Below are 16,766 nucleotides of genomic sequence, written 5' to 3' on the forward strand. Positions count from 1 at the left end.
TCCGGCGGCGGTGCAGGAGCGGTCCGGCCGCGAACTGCTCGTCGTCGAAGTCCTCGAGCGCGTCGTCCGCGGAGAGAGCCGCGACGGCACTCCGCCCCAAGGCCACCATGGGCGTTGGGCCCGAGGCGGCAGCCAGGGTGCCCCCAGGGCCCGCCCTTGAGGGCAGCGAGGCGCACCCCGCGGTGAGGAGCGCCAGGGCCAGCACCAGGCCCACTCCGCCGCGCGACCGTCGCTCAGTGCGCATTGTCCACCCCCAGCCCCACGGCCGCGAAGGCCCCCGGCAGCAGCGTCCCTTCCGGCGTGGGAAACAACAGCGTGCCGCCCTGCCCCAGCGCGTAGAGGTTGCCCCCCAGGAAGCGCCACCGGGCCGCCCCCGAGACGACGTAGCGCGCTCCAGGTTGGCCCATGGCCGTCGCCAGCCCGCCGACGCCCAGGCTGAAGTCCCGGTGGAGGAGTTGCGCCTCCACCCGCCCGTCCACGTCCACCCGGCCCCAGGAGAAGGCCTCCACTCCCAGGGAGAGGAAGAGGTGTCGCTGGCGCATGCCACTCAGGCGCACCGCGTCCCAGCTGAGAATCACCTCCCCGTAGGCGGAAGTCCCCTCCGGGAAGGACGCCTCCGCCAGCGGCACGGAGGCCGGGCCCGCCACCTGGAAGCGCGCCAGTTCGTAGTCCGGGCCGAAGGCGCCCTGCCGGAAGCCTCCTCGCTGCAGGCGCCCCTCCAGGCGGGCCCGTAAGTCCACCGTCGACGTCAACGCATCCACGCCCACGCCCGCCACCGCGCCCCAGGCTCCACCCTCGCCCGGGCGTCCGCCCCAGCCGCCCAGCAGGTGCGCCTCCACCCTCTTGCCCTTGCGCCCGCGCCGCAGCACCACGGCGGTGGCGTCCAGGTGCGCCAGCGTCATGGGCCTCGATGTGCCTCCAACCTGCCCCCAGTCATGCACCGCCGACAGCGCCAGCGTGTAGCGGCCCGGGACAGGGGGCCGGCCGAAGAGGACGTGTTGCACGTCCAGAGCCACCTCCGCCCCCGTCAGACGAGCGCTCAGCACGTCCGAAGCGAAGGCCTCCGCGTACACCGGCCCCAATGTCCCCGTCGCGATGACGCCGGCCGGGTGGGAGTCGGGGTTGACGCGGTTGCCGTAGCGCCGCACCAGGTGTCCGGACAAGAGGGAGTAGCCCTCCATCATCCCCAGCCACACCGAGTTGGGCGTATCCCCTCCCACCATGAAGAGGCGAACCACCTGCCCCCAGTCGGACAGCGTGTCCCAGTCCTCCTTCCTCACGAGGCCCGCGCCCTCGCCTCCGCCCCACAGCCGCAGCCGCACCGGCGCACCGAGAATGAGGCGCAATGACTCGCCCTTTCCCAAGGCCATCATGGGCTCCACCTGCACGAAGCCTTCGTCGGTGCCCGCGCCCCTCCCAGGCAGCAACGTCAACGTCGCCGCGTCCACGCGCAGCAGGTTCGTCCATGCGGGTGCCGAGTCTGACGTGGCGGGCGAAGAAGTCTCCTCCCCGGGCTGCGCCTCTCCCTCTCCTTCCTCTCCGGAAGACCCGGCCGAAATGGCCTCCTCCAGCCTGCTCACGATGGAGTCAAAGTCTTCCGGGGCAACCACCTCCTGCGCCCCTCCCGCCCCGGGTAACAGCAGCAGCAAGACGACGGTCCAACTCCAGCGCATGAACATGGCGTCTCCTTGGAAGGCCCCGGCAGGGAAAAGGACAGAGTCTTCCCTTTCGGTCCGACAGGGCCGCGGGCCAATGCTTTGCGCCGAGGGCGCCAGACAGGTCATGGACAGACGTGTCACGCCATGGCGCCTGTCATGGGCCGCCCTGTTGGATCGCTCGCGGGTCACCGGTATGCCCGGGGCCTGGCCTTCGAGCAGACCATGGTGTCCCTCCTGGAGGCGGATGCGGCCCTGCCACGGGCGCAGCGGCGGTGGCTCAAGGACTTCGACCAGCCTCGCATCGAAACACACGTCGGCGTGGCGAAGGCGGACCTGCGCTTCGCGGACGTGCTCGTCATCGAAGAAGGGCCCGCTGCGGGCCCGAGTCCCCGCGTGGAGACATTCAGCTTCAAGAGCAGGGACCTCTCACACACGGAGTCACGAGTTCTTGAGGCGCAGATGACCACAGACGCAAGCAACGCCCTGAGGTATTACGGCGAGACGCTGAACATCCGGCGTCCTGGGATGGAGCTGGCGGTGCAGGTTCAGAGGGTCCGCTTGATCTATGAAGGTGGAGAACTCAAGCCCCCGGAAGCCAGGGTGTTGAGCCCTGCCTTGAGGGGAACTCGTGACGCCGTTCAGGGAGTGGAGGTGCTGTTTCAATGAAGCATCTGAACCTATGGGAGTCGAGAGCAGGAGATGTCCTCGTTCTCTCTTTCGATGCCTCCTTCACGAGTACGGCCGCAATTGAAGATGAGCTGGAGGGGTTTTTCGAAATCCTGGAGACGCATGCGGGCGAATGGATGCCAGAGGTTGTCGAGGGAAAACATGGCCGTAGGTATTCCCGGGCCGCTGTCTGGCAATCACTCAAAGAGGCGCGCGGGGCGAGGACCGCGACGATTGGCTTCTATCGTGTGCAGCGGCCTGCGTTGGACATGACCATCAGGCTCCGCTTTTCAACATCACCCCCAGAGCTGAGTGTCTCGATTTGCATCGACTCGCTGTCGTCGTTTGGGGAGAGTGCCCGGTGCGTTCGGCTTGTGGAAATGATGCGTGCGTGGGCCTTGCGTTACCCTGCTTCATACGCGATGGCCCACAGCATGGCGGACGATCAATTGTCCGGGGCTCCCCAGTATGGTCGTGATGATGAAACCACGCTGAGAGACGGGTTCGACCAGTTCTACGAAGTGTCCTGGCTGAACATCTTCGGCCCGAAGCTGGTGGAAACCGTCGGCCGCGAGCGAGTGCTGTCCACACCCGCCCACCGCGTGGAGGAGCTCCCCAACGGCTCCGTCCTCCTGGTGCTGCGCCCCACCGCCGCGGACTTCGCCAGCGACGAAGCGCGCATGGCCCAGGCCCGCGCGCATGTCCACCTGCGGCCCGACCTCGACTTCGACACGGTGCTGCGGACCCTGCATGAGCGCAGCGCCGCACTCGCTCCCGTGGAGCCCCGCTTCCACCCGGACCTGGCAGCTCTGCTTTCGCGGATGGTGGACAGGGTCGCCATCAGTGAACGTCAGCGGAAGATCGCTGAACTCAATGCCTTCCAGCCACCCGAACCGGAAGAGTGGCTCCCGGCCGCCCTGCCCTCGGACGTAGCGAGTCCAGCGCAGGTCCACAGCGGCTACGTCGACCTGACCGAAGGCCTCGTGGCCGCCCTCCATCCCCAGGTGCCCAGCATCTTCGACGCGACACCGGAGTCCCTCACGGACCTCGACTTCTACTTCTGGCGGGAGAACTTCCCGGAGCGCTACAAGCGAGACCTCATCGACTCGCACACCGCCACGGCCCTGGGGGCCTATCTGGGTGGCATCCTGGTGAAGCGCCTGGGGGGGACCTGGATTTCGCGCCAGAACCCCGAAGAGTCTCAGGTGCGTGTCGGCCAGCGCGTCTGGCTGCCCTTCCTCCGCGCCCGCCGCTACATGGAATCCCGCCAGTCGCTGCTGACGCACTCGCTCACGCAGTTCTTCCGGGAAGCGGAGCGACACAGGTCGTGACAGGAGCCACGCGCGTGCGCGCGGCGCGACCGGCTGTCCACCGGGCAACCACCCCGCATGAGGCCGCGACCCGCCGCCACTGGACTTGTGTCCGACGGACGCACTAGGACCCCGTCCATCCCCCGATGCCCTCCGACTCCACGACACGCCCTGATGCGGCGCAACGCCCCAGCGTGTGGCTGTTGGAGGACTCGCCCACCGAAGCCCGGGCCACGCAGGCGGCGCTCGCATCCGCGTGCGACGTCACGCTGTTCTCCGACGGGGCCGTGCTGGTGGAAGCGTTTGGCATCCAGACGCCGCCGGACGTGCTCGTGTTGGACCGGGAGACTCCTGGCCTCACCGGCCTGGAGGTCTGCGCCTTCGTCCGGAGCATCCCCGCCACGGCCCGCATCCCCGTCCTACTGCTCACTTCTCATCAGAGCCCCGAGGACGTCGTCGAAGGACTGGGCGCCGGCGCCAATGACTACGTCTTCAAGCCCTTCCGCGCCCAGGAGCTGGTCGCCCGCGTCCTGGGTCTGGCCCACTGGAGCCGGCAGCAGCGCCAGCGCGATACCCGGGTGACGAAGGAGCTCGACACCAGCCGCCAGAGCCTGTCCGACGAGCAGGCCCGCCGGACCCTCGCGGAGAGCGCGCTCGAGGAGGTCCGCGCCGCGGAGCTGCGCGCATGGAACAGTGAACAGCGCTTCCGGCTGGCCGCTCGCGCCACCCAGGACGCCATCTGGGAATGGAACCCCCAGACAGACATCCTGGAGTGGAGCAGCGGCGGACAGGACCTGCTGGGCCCGCTGGATGACCCGCGGGTGCCACGCCTGGACTGGTGGCGGAGACACATCCATCCGGAGGACCTCACCGCCGTCCAGCGCGGCTTCAGCGAAGCCATCGAAGGCGGCGGCGACGTGTGGCGCGGCAGCCACCGGTTCCGCGACGCGCACGGCGCCTGGCGGGAAGTGGAAGAGCACGCCCTCATCGTCCGTGACGAAGCCGCGCGCGTCGTCCAGGTGGTGGGCGCCCTGCGGGACGTGACCGCCCGGAAGCAGCTGGAGCAGGAGGCACGCCAGCGCGGCGACTTCGAGCGGCAGCTCATCGGCATCGTGAGCCACGACCTGCGCAGCCCGCTGTCCTCCGTCCTGCTGTCCTCCACGCTGCTCTTGGAGCGCGCGGGTCTCAACGACTCACAGCAGCAGCGCGTTCACCGCATCCGCACCGCCACCGAACGGGCCGTGCGGATGATCCGCGACCTGCTCGACTTCACCCAGGTGCGCCACGGCGACTTCCCCCTCAAGCTCCAGGGCGCGGACCTCCATGCCCTGGTGGAGACCGCCGTCGAGGAGGCCCAGACGCGCGCCCCCGGACGCGTCTTCCAGGTCACCTCCGCGGGCGACGGCGCGGGAACATGGGATGCGGACCGGCTCTCCCAGGTGGTGGGCAACCTGCTGGGCAACGCGCTGACCTACGGCGACCCGGATGCCCCCATCCAGGTGCGCAGCCTGGGGACGGTGGACACGGTGGTGCTGGAGGTCCACAACGCGGGCGCTCCCATCTCCCCGGAGCTGCTGCCGCGCCTCTTCGCCCCCCTGGAGCGCGGCACCCCCCACCAGGCAGACCGCTCGGACCGCAGCATCGGCCTGGGCCTCTTCATCGTGCGTCAGGTGGTGCACGCCCACGGCGGAACCGTGAGCGTGACGAGCACGGCGGAGGCGGGCACCACCTTCACCGTGCGCCTGCCTCGACAGCCCCCCGCTTCGCCGCCAGCGCCACCGCCTGGGTGAACTGGTCGATGTCGTAGGGTTTCAACAGCAACTCGATGACATCTGGCCCCGTGTATTCCTTCGCGCCCTCGCGGTTGGTGGTGGTGAGCACGAAGGGGATGCCCGCGGCGGCGGGGGTCGCGGCCAGCTTCTGGAACGCGTGCCAGCTCAGGCGGAACGGCACGCTGATGTCGTAGACGATGACCGCCGGCGCCGCCTCCCGCACCAGCGTGGCGAAGTCCAGGGGGCCGCGGATGACGTCCTGCACGCGCACGCCCTTCGTCTGGAAGCCCACCCCGTCGAGCACCTCCTCCAGTGCCTCGATGAGATCCTCGCTTCCGTTGAGCACCAGCACGGTGGGTCGCTTTTTCATGCGGGGAAGTTGCGTCCTTCCTCCCGGATGAACAGCGTCCCAGGGTCAGCGTCTGTAGCTCAGCCGACAGAGCGCCAAGGGGCCAGACACCCGTCAGGCGTGGCCCACCGGGGGCCCCGCGCGTGGCAGTCGCACCCGGAACGTCGCCCCCTGCCCCAGGGTGCTCGTCACCGCCACCTCGCCGCCGTGCGCCTCCACGATGCGAGACAGGCGGTACAACCCCAGCCCCAACCCACCGTAGTTGCGCGCGGGCACGGCGCGCTCGAAGCGGCGGAAGAGGCCGTCCACCCGGTCCGGCGCGATGCCGATGCCGTGGTCGCGCACCATCAGCCAGGCCGTGGTCTCGTCCGCCTGGACCTCCAGCTCCACGGGCTTGCCCGGGCCGAACTTCACCGCGTTCACCAGCAGGTGCGTCACCACCTGCCCCAGCCGCAGCGCGTCCCAGTGGCCCACCGCGGACGCCACGTCGCGCACCACCAGCAGGCACCCCGCGCGCGACGCCAACTCCTCCGAGCGCAGCACCACGTCCCGCACCACCTGCCCCAGGTCCACGGCCTCCAGGTTCAGCCGGGGCGCGTGGCTCTGCATCTGCGACACGTCCAGCAGCCCCTCCACCAGGTCCGCCAGCCGCTGCACCTGCCGGTCCGCCGCCACCAGCGCGCGCTCCAGCCGCTCCGGCGCCACCTGGCGCTCGAGCTTCAGCGCCGCCGCCGTACCCTGCACGCGCAGCCGCAGCGCGGCCAGGGGCGTGCGCAATTCGTGCGCGGCCACCGCCAGGAACTCGTCCCGCACGCGCACCGCCTCGCGCGCCTCGCGGTACAGCCGCAGCTGCTCCGTCACGTCGCCAATGATGCCCGCCATGCGCACCGGCCGGCCCTGCGTGTCGCGGATGGCCCGGCCCCGGCTCACGCATGAGCGGTAGCCCCCGGCCTCGTGCTTCAGCCGGAAGGACACGTCGTAGGGTGCGCCCTGCTCCAGGTGCAGCGCCAGCGCGGACGCCACCGAGTCCCGGTCCTCTGGGTGCACCCGCGCGAGGAAGGCCTCCGACGTCCCCGGGAAGTCCTCCGGCTTCAGCCCCAGCATCTCCAGGAGGCGCGGGCTCCAGTACATGCGCTGGTTGCGCACGTCCCAATCCCACACACCGTCATAGGAGCCGGACACCACCAGCCGGTAGCGCTCCTCGCTCTCGCGCGCGGTGCGCTCGGCCTGCTCCAGCAACCCCACGCGCCGCTCCAGCTGGCGCACCATCGCGTACAGGTGCGTCTCCGTGGACAGCTCGCCGTGCACGGGCGCGGGCAGGGGCCCCTCCGCGCGCGACTCGCGCAGGAGCGTGGCCACCAACTCGTCATCCCCCTGTGCGCGCCGCACGAAGGCGTTGGCCCCCACGTTGGCGGCCATGCGCAGGTCCAGCTCGTCCGGCGCGGTGGCGTGCGTGAGGATGACCGGCACGCGCGCGAGCTTGGGGTCCTGGCGCAGGGCCAGGCACAGCCGGAAGCCGTCCAGCCGGGGCATCAGCACGTCCGCCAGCACGACGTCCGGCGGATGCCGCCGCGCCAGCTCCAGCGCGAACAGCCCGTCCTCCGCTTCCATGAGCTCGAAGCGGAAGGGCGCCAGCGCCAGTTGCAGGAGCTTGCGGTAGACGGGGTCGTCCTCCACCACCAGCACCCGCAGCGCGGCCTGGCGGCCTTGCGCCTCCCGCGCCTCCCTGGGCAGGGCCTGACGCACCGCCTCCACCCGGGCTCCCAGCGACATCCCGGTCGCGAGGAACCCCGCCACCGGCAGGCCCGACCGCCGCAGGGCCTCCTGCTCGGCCAGCGGCGCCTCCAACCAGAGGGAGGCACCGGACGCGGCCAGCGCCTCACGCAGCGCGTCCAACCGCCCTGTCTCAGAGGCCAGCAGCGCCCCCGCCGCCAGCACCAGGTGCACCGGAGGGGACTCGCGCAGCGCCTGCACCAGCGGCTCCACCCCCGCCGCCAGCAGCACCCGCCAACCCTGCCCCTGGAACGCCAGGGACAGGAGCTCCCGGTGGGAGCCCGGGGCTTCGACGAGCAGCAAGGTGGGCTTCATCGGGGGGCTGGAGGAGGAGGACGGGCGCGGGCGACAGGTCGTTCTGGAAGGTGGGACCCCAACGGCCCGCCACCAGGGTGTGGAAAGGGCGCAGTCTGGTGACGGGGGCCTCCGAGTCAAGGCAACCCTTTGGAAGTGTTGGAAGTTGGAAGGCCACGGACCAGGGAGGCCTGGCGCTGGCCTGCCGCGTCACAAGTACAACCCGGCTACAGGTACACTTCGTTTGCACAGGCGTGGGGGACGTGGGCGCGGCGGTGTGTTATTCGACCGCCCATGGGTGCCAAGAAAGTCACGGCGCAGGAGAAGCTGACCGGGTTCCAGGACCGGATTCGCGCCGCGGGGCTGCGCAGCACCGCCCCCCGGGTGGCCGTGCTGCGCAAGCTGGAGACCGCCACCGCCCCCATGAGCCACGCGGACCTGGTGGAGGAGCTGGGCGGCGAGGGCTACGACCGCGTCACCATCTACCGCAACCTCACCGACCTCACCGAGGCCGGCCTCGTCGTGCGCGCCGACCTGGGCGACCACGTCTGGCGCTTCGAGCTCAAGCGCGCCGGCGCCACCGAGCACGCCAACAACCACCCCCACTTCACCTGCACCGACTGCGGCACCGTCGCCTGCCTCCCTGAAGAGTCCGTGCGCCTCACCACCGCCCGGGGCGTCCCCCGCGCCGTGTCGCAGCGCGCCGTGGAAGTGCAGCTGCGCGGCCTCTGCGACCGCTGCGAGTAGCACCCCCTCCCCTCCCCACCCGCCGGGCAACCGGACTGGCGAGCCCTCGCCGGAGATGTGCTCACTGGTAGGCAGACGCCTACATGGTGAGCTTCCGCTCTCCCGCCCCCGGACACAGATTCGTCCTGGCGAAGCGGAGGCCCGCCGTCCCGGCTCGGGGGATGGCGTGGGCGCTCCAGGGTTCGCAGGGGGATTGGGATGGAAGCCCATCACACGTTGCTGGTCGTCGACGACGACATGGACATCCGGGATGCACTCCAGGACGCGCTGGAGCTGGAGGGCTACGCCGTGCAGTTGGCGGCGGACGGGCTGGAGGCGCTGGAGCGGCTGCGCTCGTCCGAGCCCCGGCCACAGCTCATCCTCCTGGACCTGATGATGCCGCGCATGGACGGCGTCGCGTTCCGCGAGGCGCTGCGCCACGAGCGCGCGTGCTCGGACATCCCGGTGGTGGTGGCCAGCGCGGACCTGGACGTGCGCGACACGGTGGATGGCATGGGCGTGGCGGGCTACCTGCGCAAGCCGCTGGACCTGTCCGCGCTGCTCACCACCGTGAAGCAGCTCTGCCTGCCCGTCTGAACTTTGAGCACGGGGACACGAAACCCATCCACGAAAGGGAGCGGACCATGAAGAAGCTCATCATCGCGGCAGTGATGTGTCTGGGAACGACTGCCTTCGCGCAGGAACCCACCGGCACGCCAGAGAACCCGGCGCCGAGCGCGCCCAGCTCGCGTCAGCACGGCCGCCGGTCCACGGGCATCGAGGCCCAGCAGGTGGGCCCCGCCATCGGTGACGCCGCGAAGAGCGTCGTGGGCGCGCCGACCTCCAAGGAGGCCGCGGCGCAGACGGGCGTGTGGAAGGAGAATCACGCCTTCGACCTGGAAGGCACCGTGAAGGCCAAGGACGACGACGACATCACCCTGGCGCGCAAGGACACGCTGCCGGAGGTGAAGCTGGAGGTGCGCGACAAGACGAAGGTGACCCTGGACGACCAGCCGGCGAAGGTGAGCGACCTGCCGGAGGGCGCCAAGGTGCGCGCGAAGTTCCAGCTGGACGGAGATGACTCCGTCGCGCTGGAGCTGAAGGCGACCTCGCCCAAGCCCAAGAAGTAGTCCGACAGTCGGACAGGTTCTTCAATGCCTCTCACCGGGCCCGCTTCCCACCAAGGGAGCGGGCCCGGCTTTTTTACTGCTCCTTCAGGGTCGGCCGGTGCCCTGGCTGGGAAGGAAATTGCCCTCTCCCCAGGGAATGCCGCACGGACAGCCTGATCTCCAGGGTGGGTACGCCGCTTGCTTAGGTAGCGCGTACGCGTAGGGAGACCATGGTGAATCGACGACTGCTGGGGCTGGGCGTGTGTGTGGGGGCGATGGTGCTGTCGGCGTGGGGTTGCGGAGGGTCCGACGGGCCCACGACTCCCATTGATGACACGGACAATGTCGACCCGAGGCCAGGGGTGGATGCGGGGACCGGGGGCGACACCGACGCGGGCACGGATGCAGGGACGGACATCGACGCCGGCACGGATGCAGGGACGGACGCGGGCACCGACGCCGGGACGGACGCGGGCACGGATGCCGGCACCGACGGCGGCACGGACGCGGGCACGGTGGACCCGTGGCCCGCGGATCCGGTGACGAACTATTCGGACCGCTACGGCATCGGCAGGGTGAAGTCGGTCAGCGTGGACCTGGGCAAGAACATCTGGGTGCTGGACGGCGAACGCATTGGCGTGGTGCGCGCGGACACGCAGAAGCTGGTCTGGGTGGGAGGGCCCGTGGGCCAGGCGGCGGATGGCCAGCCCTCCAGCGTCATCTGCGGCGGCGAGGCGGGCCGCGCCTACGTGGGTTACTACGCGGACGACCTGGGCGTGGATCCGGAGTGGCCGGACATCCACACCAACTTCATCGTCACCGCGAAGCCGTGTGAAGTCCCGGTGAACGAGACCACCTGCTTCCCGTTCAGCCCGCGCCGGCTCCAGTTCTACAGGCAGGGTGACGTGGACGCGGTGAAGCTGGACGCCAGCGGCCAGGTCGTCCTCGAAAGCCACATCAACCAGTCCCGCCGCGCCAACAAGGACGCGAGTGGCAACCCCATCATCCAGACGGGCCCCACCGTGGTGGACGGCGTCAGCCTGGGCATCCGCAACAGCAACGACCACCACTTCGACGAAGACCGCGCCATGTACAGCTGCACGTCCGTGCTGCGCGGCCCGAACAAGGGCGACGTCTTCTTCGGCTCCAACCACGGCGTCACCCGCATCCGGGGCCTGACGTACAACGCCCACCGGCACCCGGTGTGGTTCGACGCGCGGGGCTCCCAGTACGCCGGCTACACCTACGGCCTGGGCATCTCGCCGGGCGGGGACGTGCTCATCGCGAACGAGTGGAACTTCGGCACCGTCACGCCCGACACGAAGATGGAGAACTGGGACGACACCACCACGCCGGGCATCAACCAGCAGAAGGTGAAGTCCTCCTACCTCCCGGAGGTCAACTCGCAGGAGACCTTCGATTCCTGGCGCGCCTTCCAGCAGACCACGGACCAGAAGTACTACCTGGGCAGCAAGGACCTGGGGCTGTGGGAGATGACCATCCTCTCCGCCACCAACCCCTTCCAGAAGGGCACCCGCGTCGGCGCGGACGTGCCGGCGCTCGGCAGCATCAACGCGCTGGCCTCCACCAATGACGGCTCGCTCTTCATCGGCACCAACACGGGAGGCCTCTACCGGCTGACCCCGTCCAAGACGGTGGAGAAGGTGGCGGACGTGCGCGGCAACAAGGTCCTCCAGCTCGTGTACGACGGCTCCGGCACCTCCGGCATGCTGCTGGTGCTGACGTCGGAGGGCCTGACCGTCCTGCGCGGCCACTGAGCAGGACTCCCACCCTGACGCCGGGGCGGTGCGCATGTCGCACCCGGCGCCACGGGGGGGGGAGGGTTGCCTGGAAGGCGCGGGAAATGTTCTGGAAGGAGGCCCGGTTCTGCTTCCGCCCCCGTGCCTTCGTGCAAGGGGGCAGGCGGGCCGGGCCCCCGGGCTTCACGGCCCCCCGGACTGCTCTCTACAATCGCCTCGCCCCGCCGGAGGAATCCGAACGCATGCGCCTGAGACTCGCCCGCCGCCGTCACGCCGCTGGTGCCGCCTCCTCCCTCGCCATCTCCGAGGCGGTGGAACCCCACGGTCGCAACGAGCTCCAGGCGCGAGGCCCCGACCCCTTCCGGCCGGACCGGCGCCTGCGCTGGAGGGATCACTTCGTCCTCACCGAGCACCTGCTCCAGTTGGACAGCATCCACCCGGAGCATGACGGCCTGCGCATCGCGCAGCTGTCGGACGTGCACGTGGGCCAGGCAACCAGCGACGTGCGCATCCGCCGCGCGGTGGCCGCGGTGAACGAGGCCGCGCCGGACCTGGTGTTCCTCACCGGCGACTACGTCACGCACAGCCCCAAGCCGCTGCCGCGCGTGCGCCAGCTGCTGCAGGGGCTCAACGGCCCCGTCTTCGTGGTGATGGGCAACCACGACCACTGGGTGGACGCGCCCTACCTGCGCATGTCCTTCGAGGCGCTGGGCTACACGGTGCTCCAGAACGAGCACCGCGTGGTGAACGTGAAGGGCGCGCCCCTGACGGTGCTGGGCATCGACGACGGGCTCACCGGCAAGGAGGACGTGGAGGCCACCTTCCGTGGCGCGCCCACGTCCGGCACGCGGCTGGTGCTGGCCCACACGCCGCCCACCGCGGAGAAGCTGCCCGCGCACGCGGGGCTGGTGCAGTTCTCCGGGCACACCCACGGCGGGCAGTTCATCGTCCGGGGCCTCACGGAGGCGCTCTTCCGCCGCGCGGGCCAGCCGTACATCCGCGGCCACTACCGCGTGAATGGCAACCACCTGTACGTGAACCAGGGGCTGGGCTTCGGCTTCGGCGGGCCGTACCTGCGCCGGGGCAGCACGCCGGAGGTCGCCTTCTTCACCCTGCGCACGCAGCAGGCCGCCCACGTCGGGGCGACCTGATCCACGGTGACAGCGCGCCCCTTCAGCGAAGGGGCGTGCCCAGCTTCATGCCGCCCAGGGCGTTCTCGCGCTTCTTGCGGGACAGGCTGAAGGGGCCGGGCCCGAAGTAGACGATGAGCAGGGCGCCTCCCGCCATGGAGAGGTTCTTCATGAAGTGGATGAGGTTGTTCTGCGCCTGGACGGGGTCATCCATCTTCCAGAAGTGATGGACCATGAAGGCGGACGCCACCAGGAACACCGCGAGCATGGCCGCGCCCAGGCGGGCGAAGGCGCCCAGCAGGACGCACAGGCCCCCCACCACCAGCACTCCGCCGGACACCAGCACCGCCGTGCGAGGGTCGGGTACCCCTGACGCCTGGGCGTAGGCCGTGAGGGCCTGGAGCTGGATGAAGTGATTGAGCCCGCTGGTGATGAAGATGACCGAGAACAGCAGCCGTCCCAGCGGTGCGAGCAGCCCCATGAATGACCTCCATGCCTCCGGCGTGTCCTCCCTCAACGCGGACGGGTCGGTGTCATTCTCCAGATAGGCACGGATGGGCGGGCGGACAGCTGTCCCCTGCTCCCCTGCCCGCTCTCCTGACGGGTGGACAGTCGGTCCGTTCCCAGGGTGACGCACCGCCGGGCTGCGACAACACGCCACAGTGCGCCAGGACAGGGGGACGCTAGGGTGCCCACGCCTTGAGAACCCCCACCCTGGCCCTCCTCCTGAGCGCCGCGCTCCTCCTCGTGCCCACGGCCCCGGCCTGGGCCTGCGCGAGCTGTGCATGCGGCGACCCCACCCTGACGTCCATGGGAGGCGAGCAGCCCTTCGAAGGGCGCCTGCGTCTGTCCACGATGCTGCGCGCGTGGGGGCACACGGAAGGCGTGACGGGCGTGGACGCGCAGCGGCTGCGCGAGCTGCGCATGGACGTGGCGGTCGCGTACGCGCCCAGGCCCTGGCTGGTGCTGGCGGTGAACCTGCCGCTCCAGGCCCGCGAGGTCCAGGACGTGAGCCTGGGACTGGAGCGCGGCTGGGGGCTGGGCGACATCGATGTGACGGCGAAGGCGTTCGTGTGGAAGGACAAGGAGTTCTCGCCGGATCAGCTGATCAGCGTGGTGGGAGGGGTGAAGCTGCCCACGGGCCCCCGGCTGCACGCGAGGGACGGCACGACGCTGGGCATCGACGCGCAGCCCGGAAGCGGCTCCGTGGATCCAATGGCGGGGCTGGCGTGGCAGGGCTTCCGGGGCAACTGGTCGTTCCTCGCGAGCGCCCTGGGCTTCCTGCCCTCGCGAGGGCGCGACGACTTCCGGCTGGGCGCGTCGGTGCGCACGCAGGTGGCGGCGCAATACCAGCCGTCCCCCACGTGGGCGGTGCGGCTGGGCGTGGACACCCGGGCGGAGAAGGCGCCGGACACGAACGGCACGCCAGAGGAGGCCGGAGGAGGCTTCATCGCGTACGCGTCGCCGGACGTCCTCTTCAGCCCGGGGATGGACGTGGTGGTGCAGGCTGGGGTGCGCATTCCTGTCGTCAACCAACTGCGCCGGGTGTCGTCCACGCCCATCGCTGTGCTCTCGCTCGCATACGACCTGTGATGATCCGTTCCTCGTGTCTGGGATGGTTGGGATTGCTGTGCGCATTGAGCGCGTGTGGAGAGCGCGTGGACGGCATGACCGTCACGCTGGGCCTGGAGCACCGGGCCACCGCGCAAGGCGTGCAGGCGGCGGGAGGCGAGCGCTCCTTCACACGAGCGGACGGCCAGGTGCTCACGCTGACGCGAGGCTACGTGACGCTGGGCAGCGTGGAGCTGAAGCCGTGCGAGGAGGCGCTGGGGTGGCGGCTCTTGAAGGCGCTGTCTCCCATTGGCACCGCGCACGCGCACTCGGTGGGTTCGCCGTTGAGGCTGGGCACGCCGCACGTCAGTGGCCTGGAGCGGCCGGACGGGAGCGTGCTGGCGCTGGGCACGGTGCGACCGCCGCCAGGGCGCTACTGCCGGGCGAGGCTCACCTTCGAGCCCGCGGACGCGGACGCGGACGGCCTGCCTGGGGCGGACAGCGGCGTGGACATGCTGGAGCACACGCTGTGGCTGGAGGGGACGCGGGTGCCCGCGGGAGGCGGTGAGCCCCAGCCCTTCCGGCTGGTGACGTCCAACATCGCCACGGTGGACGTGGTGTTGGACGGGCTGACGCTGTCCGAGGACGAGCCGGCGGCCGAGCGCACCTTCGCGCTCGCCTGGGACAGGTGGTTGGCGACGGTGGACCTGGAGTCGCCCGGGGCGGCGGCCTCGGCGCTGGACACGGTGGCCCGCTCCGTGGCGATGTCCTCCGTCGCGCCATGACGTCTTCTCCGCCACCCTCCTCCGAACCCTCGCTCCGAGCCCGCATCAACCTGGTGTGGCTGCTGAGGCTGCGCTGGGGCGTGCTGATGGGGCAGGCAGTGCTGGTGGCGGTGGCGGCGTGGGGTCTGAAGCTGGTGCTGCCGGTGCCCGCGCTGGTGGCGCTGCTGGGCGTGGAGGCGGTGACGAACGCGGCGGTGCGCGCGGGGCTCGCGAGGGCAAGGCCAGTGGCGGAAGCGGCCATCTTCGGGCTGATGCTCTGGGACACGCTGGTGCTGACAGGGCTGCTGGCGTTGAGCGGCGGAACGCACAATCCCTTCACAACGCTGTACCTGGTGAACGTGGCGCTGGGCACGGTGCTGCTGCCGCCGCGCCGCACGTGGGCGATGCTGGGCTTCACGCTGTTGGCGTTCGGTTCGCTGTTCGTGTTGCAGGACGTGACGCTGCCTGGATTGGAGAGGCCAGACCACGCGGAGCTGATGCGACTGCACCTGAGCGGCATGTGGGTGGCGTTCGCGGTGGCGGCGGGCTTCATCGTGTATTTCATCCAGCGCGTGACGCGGGCGCTGACACTGCGTGAGCAGGAATTGGAGCAGACGCGGGCAAGGCACGAGAGGCAGGAGAAGGTGGCCTCGCTGGCGACGCTGGCGGCGGGAGCGGCGCATGAGCTGTCCACGCCGCTGTCCACCATCGCGGTGGTGGCGAAGGAGCTGGAGCGTGCGCTCGCGGCGTCACAGACGTCCGAGTCCGTGAGAGAGGATTTGAGGCTGATCCGCCAGCAGGTGGACCGCTGCCGAGACGTACTGGTGCAGATGTCCGCGGACGCGGGCCAGACGACGGGAGAACCCTTCCAGGCCATCCCGCTGGAGCGGTTGGTGGAGGAGACGCTGTCGGAGCTGTCCGGCCGTGAGCGCGTGAAGGTAGACGTGCCGGAAGCGCTGAAGGCGCATCCAGTCCACGGACCGCCGAGGGCGTTGGCGCGGGTGCTGCGGGGCCTGGTGAAGAACGCGCTCCAGGCGACGCCCGTGGGTCGGGGCGTGGAGCTGCGGGTGCTGCCGGAGGGCACGGGAGCGCGGCTGGAGGTGCGCGACGAGGGCCAGGGCATGCCGGAGGCGGTGCTGACACGCGCGGGAGAGCCGTTCTTCACCACGAAGGCGCCGGGCGAGGGCATGGGGCTGGGGTTGTTCCTGGCTCGCTCGCTGGCGGAGCAGTTGGGCGGGTCGCTGGAACTGCGCTCGAAGGCAGGAGAAGGCACGACGGCGAGCCTGAGCCTGCCGGGCGCGGACGCGAAGGAGGCAGCGGCATGAGCACGGCCCCAGTGGATCAACGCCCCAGCCTTTTAATGGTGGACGACGACACCACGCTGCGCGAGCGATTGGCGAGGGCCTTCCGCGAGCGCGGCTGGGACGTGACGACAGCGGGCAACCACGACGAGGCAATGGTCGCGGCAAGGCGCGAGTCACCAGAGTACGCGGTGGTGGACCTGCGCATGCCGGGGCAAAGCGGATTGGAGCTGGTGCGAGACCTGCTGGCGGTGGACGCATCCACGCGAGTCATCGTGCTGACAGGCTACGGCAGCATCTCCACGACGGTGGATGCCATCCGGCTGGGAGCGGTGAACTACCTGCCGAAGCCCGCGGACGCGGACGACATCCTGGCGGCGTTCGCGAGGGCGGAGGAAGCACCCAACGTCGCCGCCCCGGAGACGCTCCAAGCGCCGTCCCTGGCGCGAGCAGAGTGGGAGCACATCCACCGCGTGCTCGCGGACAGCGCCGGAAACATCTCCGAAGCCGCGCGCAAGCTGGGCATCCACCGAAGGTCACTCCAGCGGAAGCTACAGAAGTATCCGCCGTCGCGTTGACGCAAGCCGCCTCGCTTTCTGAGTC

The 16,766-nt window shown here is 70.1% G+C and carries 15 protein-coding genes and 2 pseudogenes; 12 read left to right on the forward strand and 5 right to left on the reverse strand.

What is annotated here, in order from left to right; translation table 11 throughout:
• Both D7Y04_RS25340 and D7Y04_RS25345 read right to left on the reverse strand, forming a co-directional pair.
• Positions 1-244, reverse strand: a pseudogene (locus tag D7Y04_RS25340) (hypothetical protein); the annotation flags it as partial.
• Entirely contained in the window at positions 234-1,679 is a 1,446-nt protein-coding gene (locus D7Y04_RS25345; RefSeq protein ID WP_121760960.1) for a hypothetical protein, read from the reverse strand. The gene D7Y04_RS25345 and the pseudogene D7Y04_RS25340, both read right to left, overlap by 11 nt.
• A 171-nt stretch (positions 1,680-1,850) precedes the next feature.
• Between D7Y04_RS25345 and D7Y04_RS25350 the strand changes: the two are divergent.
• From D7Y04_RS25350 to D7Y04_RS25360, 3 genes and pseudogenes are all read left to right on the forward strand, one after another.
• Positions 1,851-2,324 (forward strand): annotated as a pseudogene (locus tag D7Y04_RS25350) (hypothetical protein); the annotation flags it as partial.
• Entirely contained in the window at positions 2,321-3,655 is a 1,335-nt protein-coding gene (locus D7Y04_RS25355; RefSeq protein WP_120596156.1) for a hypothetical protein, read from the forward strand. The pseudogene D7Y04_RS25350 and the gene D7Y04_RS25355, both read left to right, overlap by 4 nt.
• 125 nt (positions 3,656-3,780) lie before the next feature.
• On the forward strand, positions 3,781-5,424 hold the full coding sequence (locus D7Y04_RS25360; RefSeq protein ID WP_121760961.1) for an ATP-binding protein: 1,644 nt from the start codon (positions 3,781-3,783) through the stop codon (positions 5,422-5,424).
• Here the strand turns inward: D7Y04_RS25360 and D7Y04_RS25365 are convergent.
• Together D7Y04_RS25365 and D7Y04_RS25370 are read right to left on the reverse strand one after the other, a co-directional pair.
• Complete coding sequence (locus tag D7Y04_RS25365) at positions 5,366-5,776, reverse strand: hypothetical protein (protein ID WP_121760962.1); 411 nt, start codon at positions 5,774-5,776, stop codon at positions 5,366-5,368. The genes D7Y04_RS25360 and D7Y04_RS25365 overlap by 59 nt on opposite strands.
• Positions 5,777-5,869: 93 nt before the next feature.
• The gene (locus tag D7Y04_RS25370) at positions 5,870-7,843 is read right to left on the reverse strand and encodes an ATP-binding protein (RefSeq protein WP_120596153.1); all 1,974 of its coding nucleotides are present in this window, start codon (positions 7,841-7,843) and stop codon (positions 5,870-5,872) included.
• Between the two features lie 273 nt (positions 7,844-8,116).
• Between D7Y04_RS25370 and D7Y04_RS25375 the strand changes: the two genes are divergently transcribed.
• The 5 genes from D7Y04_RS25375 (at position 8,117) to D7Y04_RS25395 (ending at position 12,568) form a co-directional block, all read left to right on the forward strand.
• Positions 8,117-8,569 carry a Fur family transcriptional regulator gene (locus D7Y04_RS25375; RefSeq protein WP_120527796.1) on the forward strand — a complete coding sequence of 151 codons (453 nt, stop codon included), beginning with the start codon at positions 8,117-8,119 and terminating at the stop codon, positions 8,567-8,569.
• A 198-nt stretch (positions 8,570-8,767) separates the two neighbouring features.
• Positions 8,768-9,145, forward strand: coding sequence for a response regulator transcription factor (locus tag D7Y04_RS25380; protein WP_120560878.1), 378 nt, complete (start codon positions 8,768-8,770; stop codon positions 9,143-9,145).
• Positions 9,146-9,192: 47 nt separating this feature from the next.
• Positions 9,193-9,678, forward strand: a complete 486-nt coding sequence (locus D7Y04_RS25385) for a hypothetical protein (protein WP_120596152.1) — start codon at positions 9,193-9,195, stop codon at positions 9,676-9,678.
• 209 nt (positions 9,679-9,887) lie between these two features.
• On the forward strand, positions 9,888-11,435 hold the full coding sequence (locus D7Y04_RS25390; RefSeq protein WP_120596151.1) for a hypothetical protein: 1,548 nt from the start codon (positions 9,888-9,890) through the stop codon (positions 11,433-11,435).
• 224 nt (positions 11,436-11,659) lie between these two features.
• On the forward strand, positions 11,660-12,568 hold the full coding sequence (locus D7Y04_RS25395) for a metallophosphoesterase (RefSeq protein ID WP_120596150.1): 909 nt from the start codon (positions 11,660-11,662) through the stop codon (positions 12,566-12,568).
• Between the two features lie 22 nt (positions 12,569-12,590).
• Here D7Y04_RS25395 and D7Y04_RS25400 read toward each other — a convergent pair whose 3' ends face one another.
• Positions 12,591-13,028 (reverse strand): DoxX family protein, encoded by a 438-nt coding sequence (locus D7Y04_RS25400; RefSeq protein WP_120577140.1) that lies wholly within the window; start codon positions 13,026-13,028, stop codon positions 12,591-12,593.
• A 218-nt stretch (positions 13,029-13,246) separates the two neighbouring features.
• Here D7Y04_RS25400 and D7Y04_RS25405 point away from each other — a divergent pair, with 218 nt between their 5' ends.
• The 4 genes from D7Y04_RS25405 to D7Y04_RS25420 all read left to right on the forward strand — a co-directional run bounded on the left by D7Y04_RS25405 (position 13,247) and on the right by D7Y04_RS25420 (position 16,741).
• On the forward strand, positions 13,247-14,140 hold the full coding sequence (locus D7Y04_RS25405; protein ID WP_120596149.1) for a transporter: 894 nt from the start codon (positions 13,247-13,249) through the stop codon (positions 14,138-14,140).
• A gap of 74 nt (positions 14,141-14,214) precedes the next feature.
• On the forward strand, positions 14,215-14,883 hold the full coding sequence (locus D7Y04_RS25410; RefSeq protein WP_233601597.1) for a hypothetical protein: 669 nt from the start codon (positions 14,215-14,217) through the stop codon (positions 14,881-14,883).
• A complete protein-coding gene (locus tag D7Y04_RS25415) occupies positions 14,880-16,187 on the forward strand; it encodes an ATP-binding protein (RefSeq protein ID WP_121760963.1) in 1,308 nt (435 codons plus the stop codon). The genes D7Y04_RS25410 and D7Y04_RS25415 overlap by 4 nt, the downstream gene beginning before the upstream one ends.
• Positions 16,184-16,741, forward strand: a complete 558-nt coding sequence (locus tag D7Y04_RS25420) for a response regulator transcription factor (RefSeq protein ID WP_121760964.1) — start codon at positions 16,184-16,186, stop codon at positions 16,739-16,741. Before D7Y04_RS25415 ends, D7Y04_RS25420 begins: the two co-directional genes overlap by 4 nt.
• Positions 16,742-16,766 lie beyond the last annotated feature (25 nt).

This window comes from Corallococcus sp. AB038B, assembly GCF_003668955.1.
GTDB lineage: Bacteria > Myxococcota > Myxococcia > Myxococcales > Myxococcaceae > Corallococcus > Corallococcus exiguus.

Coding starts and splice junctions, on each gene's coding strand:
- D7Y04_RS25370 (WP_120596153.1), bottom strand. CDS start 7,843: ATGAAGCCCACCTTGCTGCTCGTCGAAGCCCCGGGCTCCCACCGGGAG.
- D7Y04_RS25345 (WP_121760960.1), bottom strand. CDS start 1,679: ATGTTCATGCGCTGGAGTTGGACCGTCGTCTTGCTGCTGCTGTTACCC.
- D7Y04_RS25410 (WP_233601597.1), top strand. CDS start 14,215: ATGACCGTCACGCTGGGCCTGGAGCACCGGGCCACCGCGCAAGGCGTG.
- D7Y04_RS25395 (WP_120596150.1), top strand. CDS start 11,660: ATGCGCCTGAGACTCGCCCGCCGCCGTCACGCCGCTGGTGCCGCCTCC.
- D7Y04_RS25355 (WP_120596156.1), top strand. CDS start 2,321: ATGAAGCATCTGAACCTATGGGAGTCGAGAGCAGGAGATGTCCTCGTT.
- D7Y04_RS25385 (WP_120596152.1), top strand. CDS start 9,193: ATGAAGAAGCTCATCATCGCGGCAGTGATGTGTCTGGGAACGACTGCC.
- D7Y04_RS25415 (WP_121760963.1), top strand. CDS start 14,880: ATGACGTCTTCTCCGCCACCCTCCTCCGAACCCTCGCTCCGAGCCCGC.
- D7Y04_RS25380 (WP_120560878.1), top strand. CDS start 8,768: ATGGAAGCCCATCACACGTTGCTGGTCGTCGACGACGACATGGACATC.
- D7Y04_RS25375 (WP_120527796.1), top strand. CDS start 8,117: ATGGGTGCCAAGAAAGTCACGGCGCAGGAGAAGCTGACCGGGTTCCAG.
- D7Y04_RS25400 (WP_120577140.1), bottom strand. CDS start 13,028: ATGGGGCTGCTCGCACCGCTGGGACGGCTGCTGTTCTCGGTCATCTTC.
- D7Y04_RS25365 (WP_121760962.1), bottom strand. CDS start 5,776: ATGAAAAAGCGACCCACCGTGCTGGTGCTCAACGGAAGCGAGGATCTC.
- D7Y04_RS25390 (WP_120596151.1), top strand. CDS start 9,888: ATGGTGAATCGACGACTGCTGGGGCTGGGCGTGTGTGTGGGGGCGATG.
- D7Y04_RS25360 (WP_121760961.1), top strand. CDS start 3,781: ATGCCCTCCGACTCCACGACACGCCCTGATGCGGCGCAACGCCCCAGC.
- D7Y04_RS25420 (WP_121760964.1), top strand. CDS start 16,184: ATGAGCACGGCCCCAGTGGATCAACGCCCCAGCCTTTTAATGGTGGAC.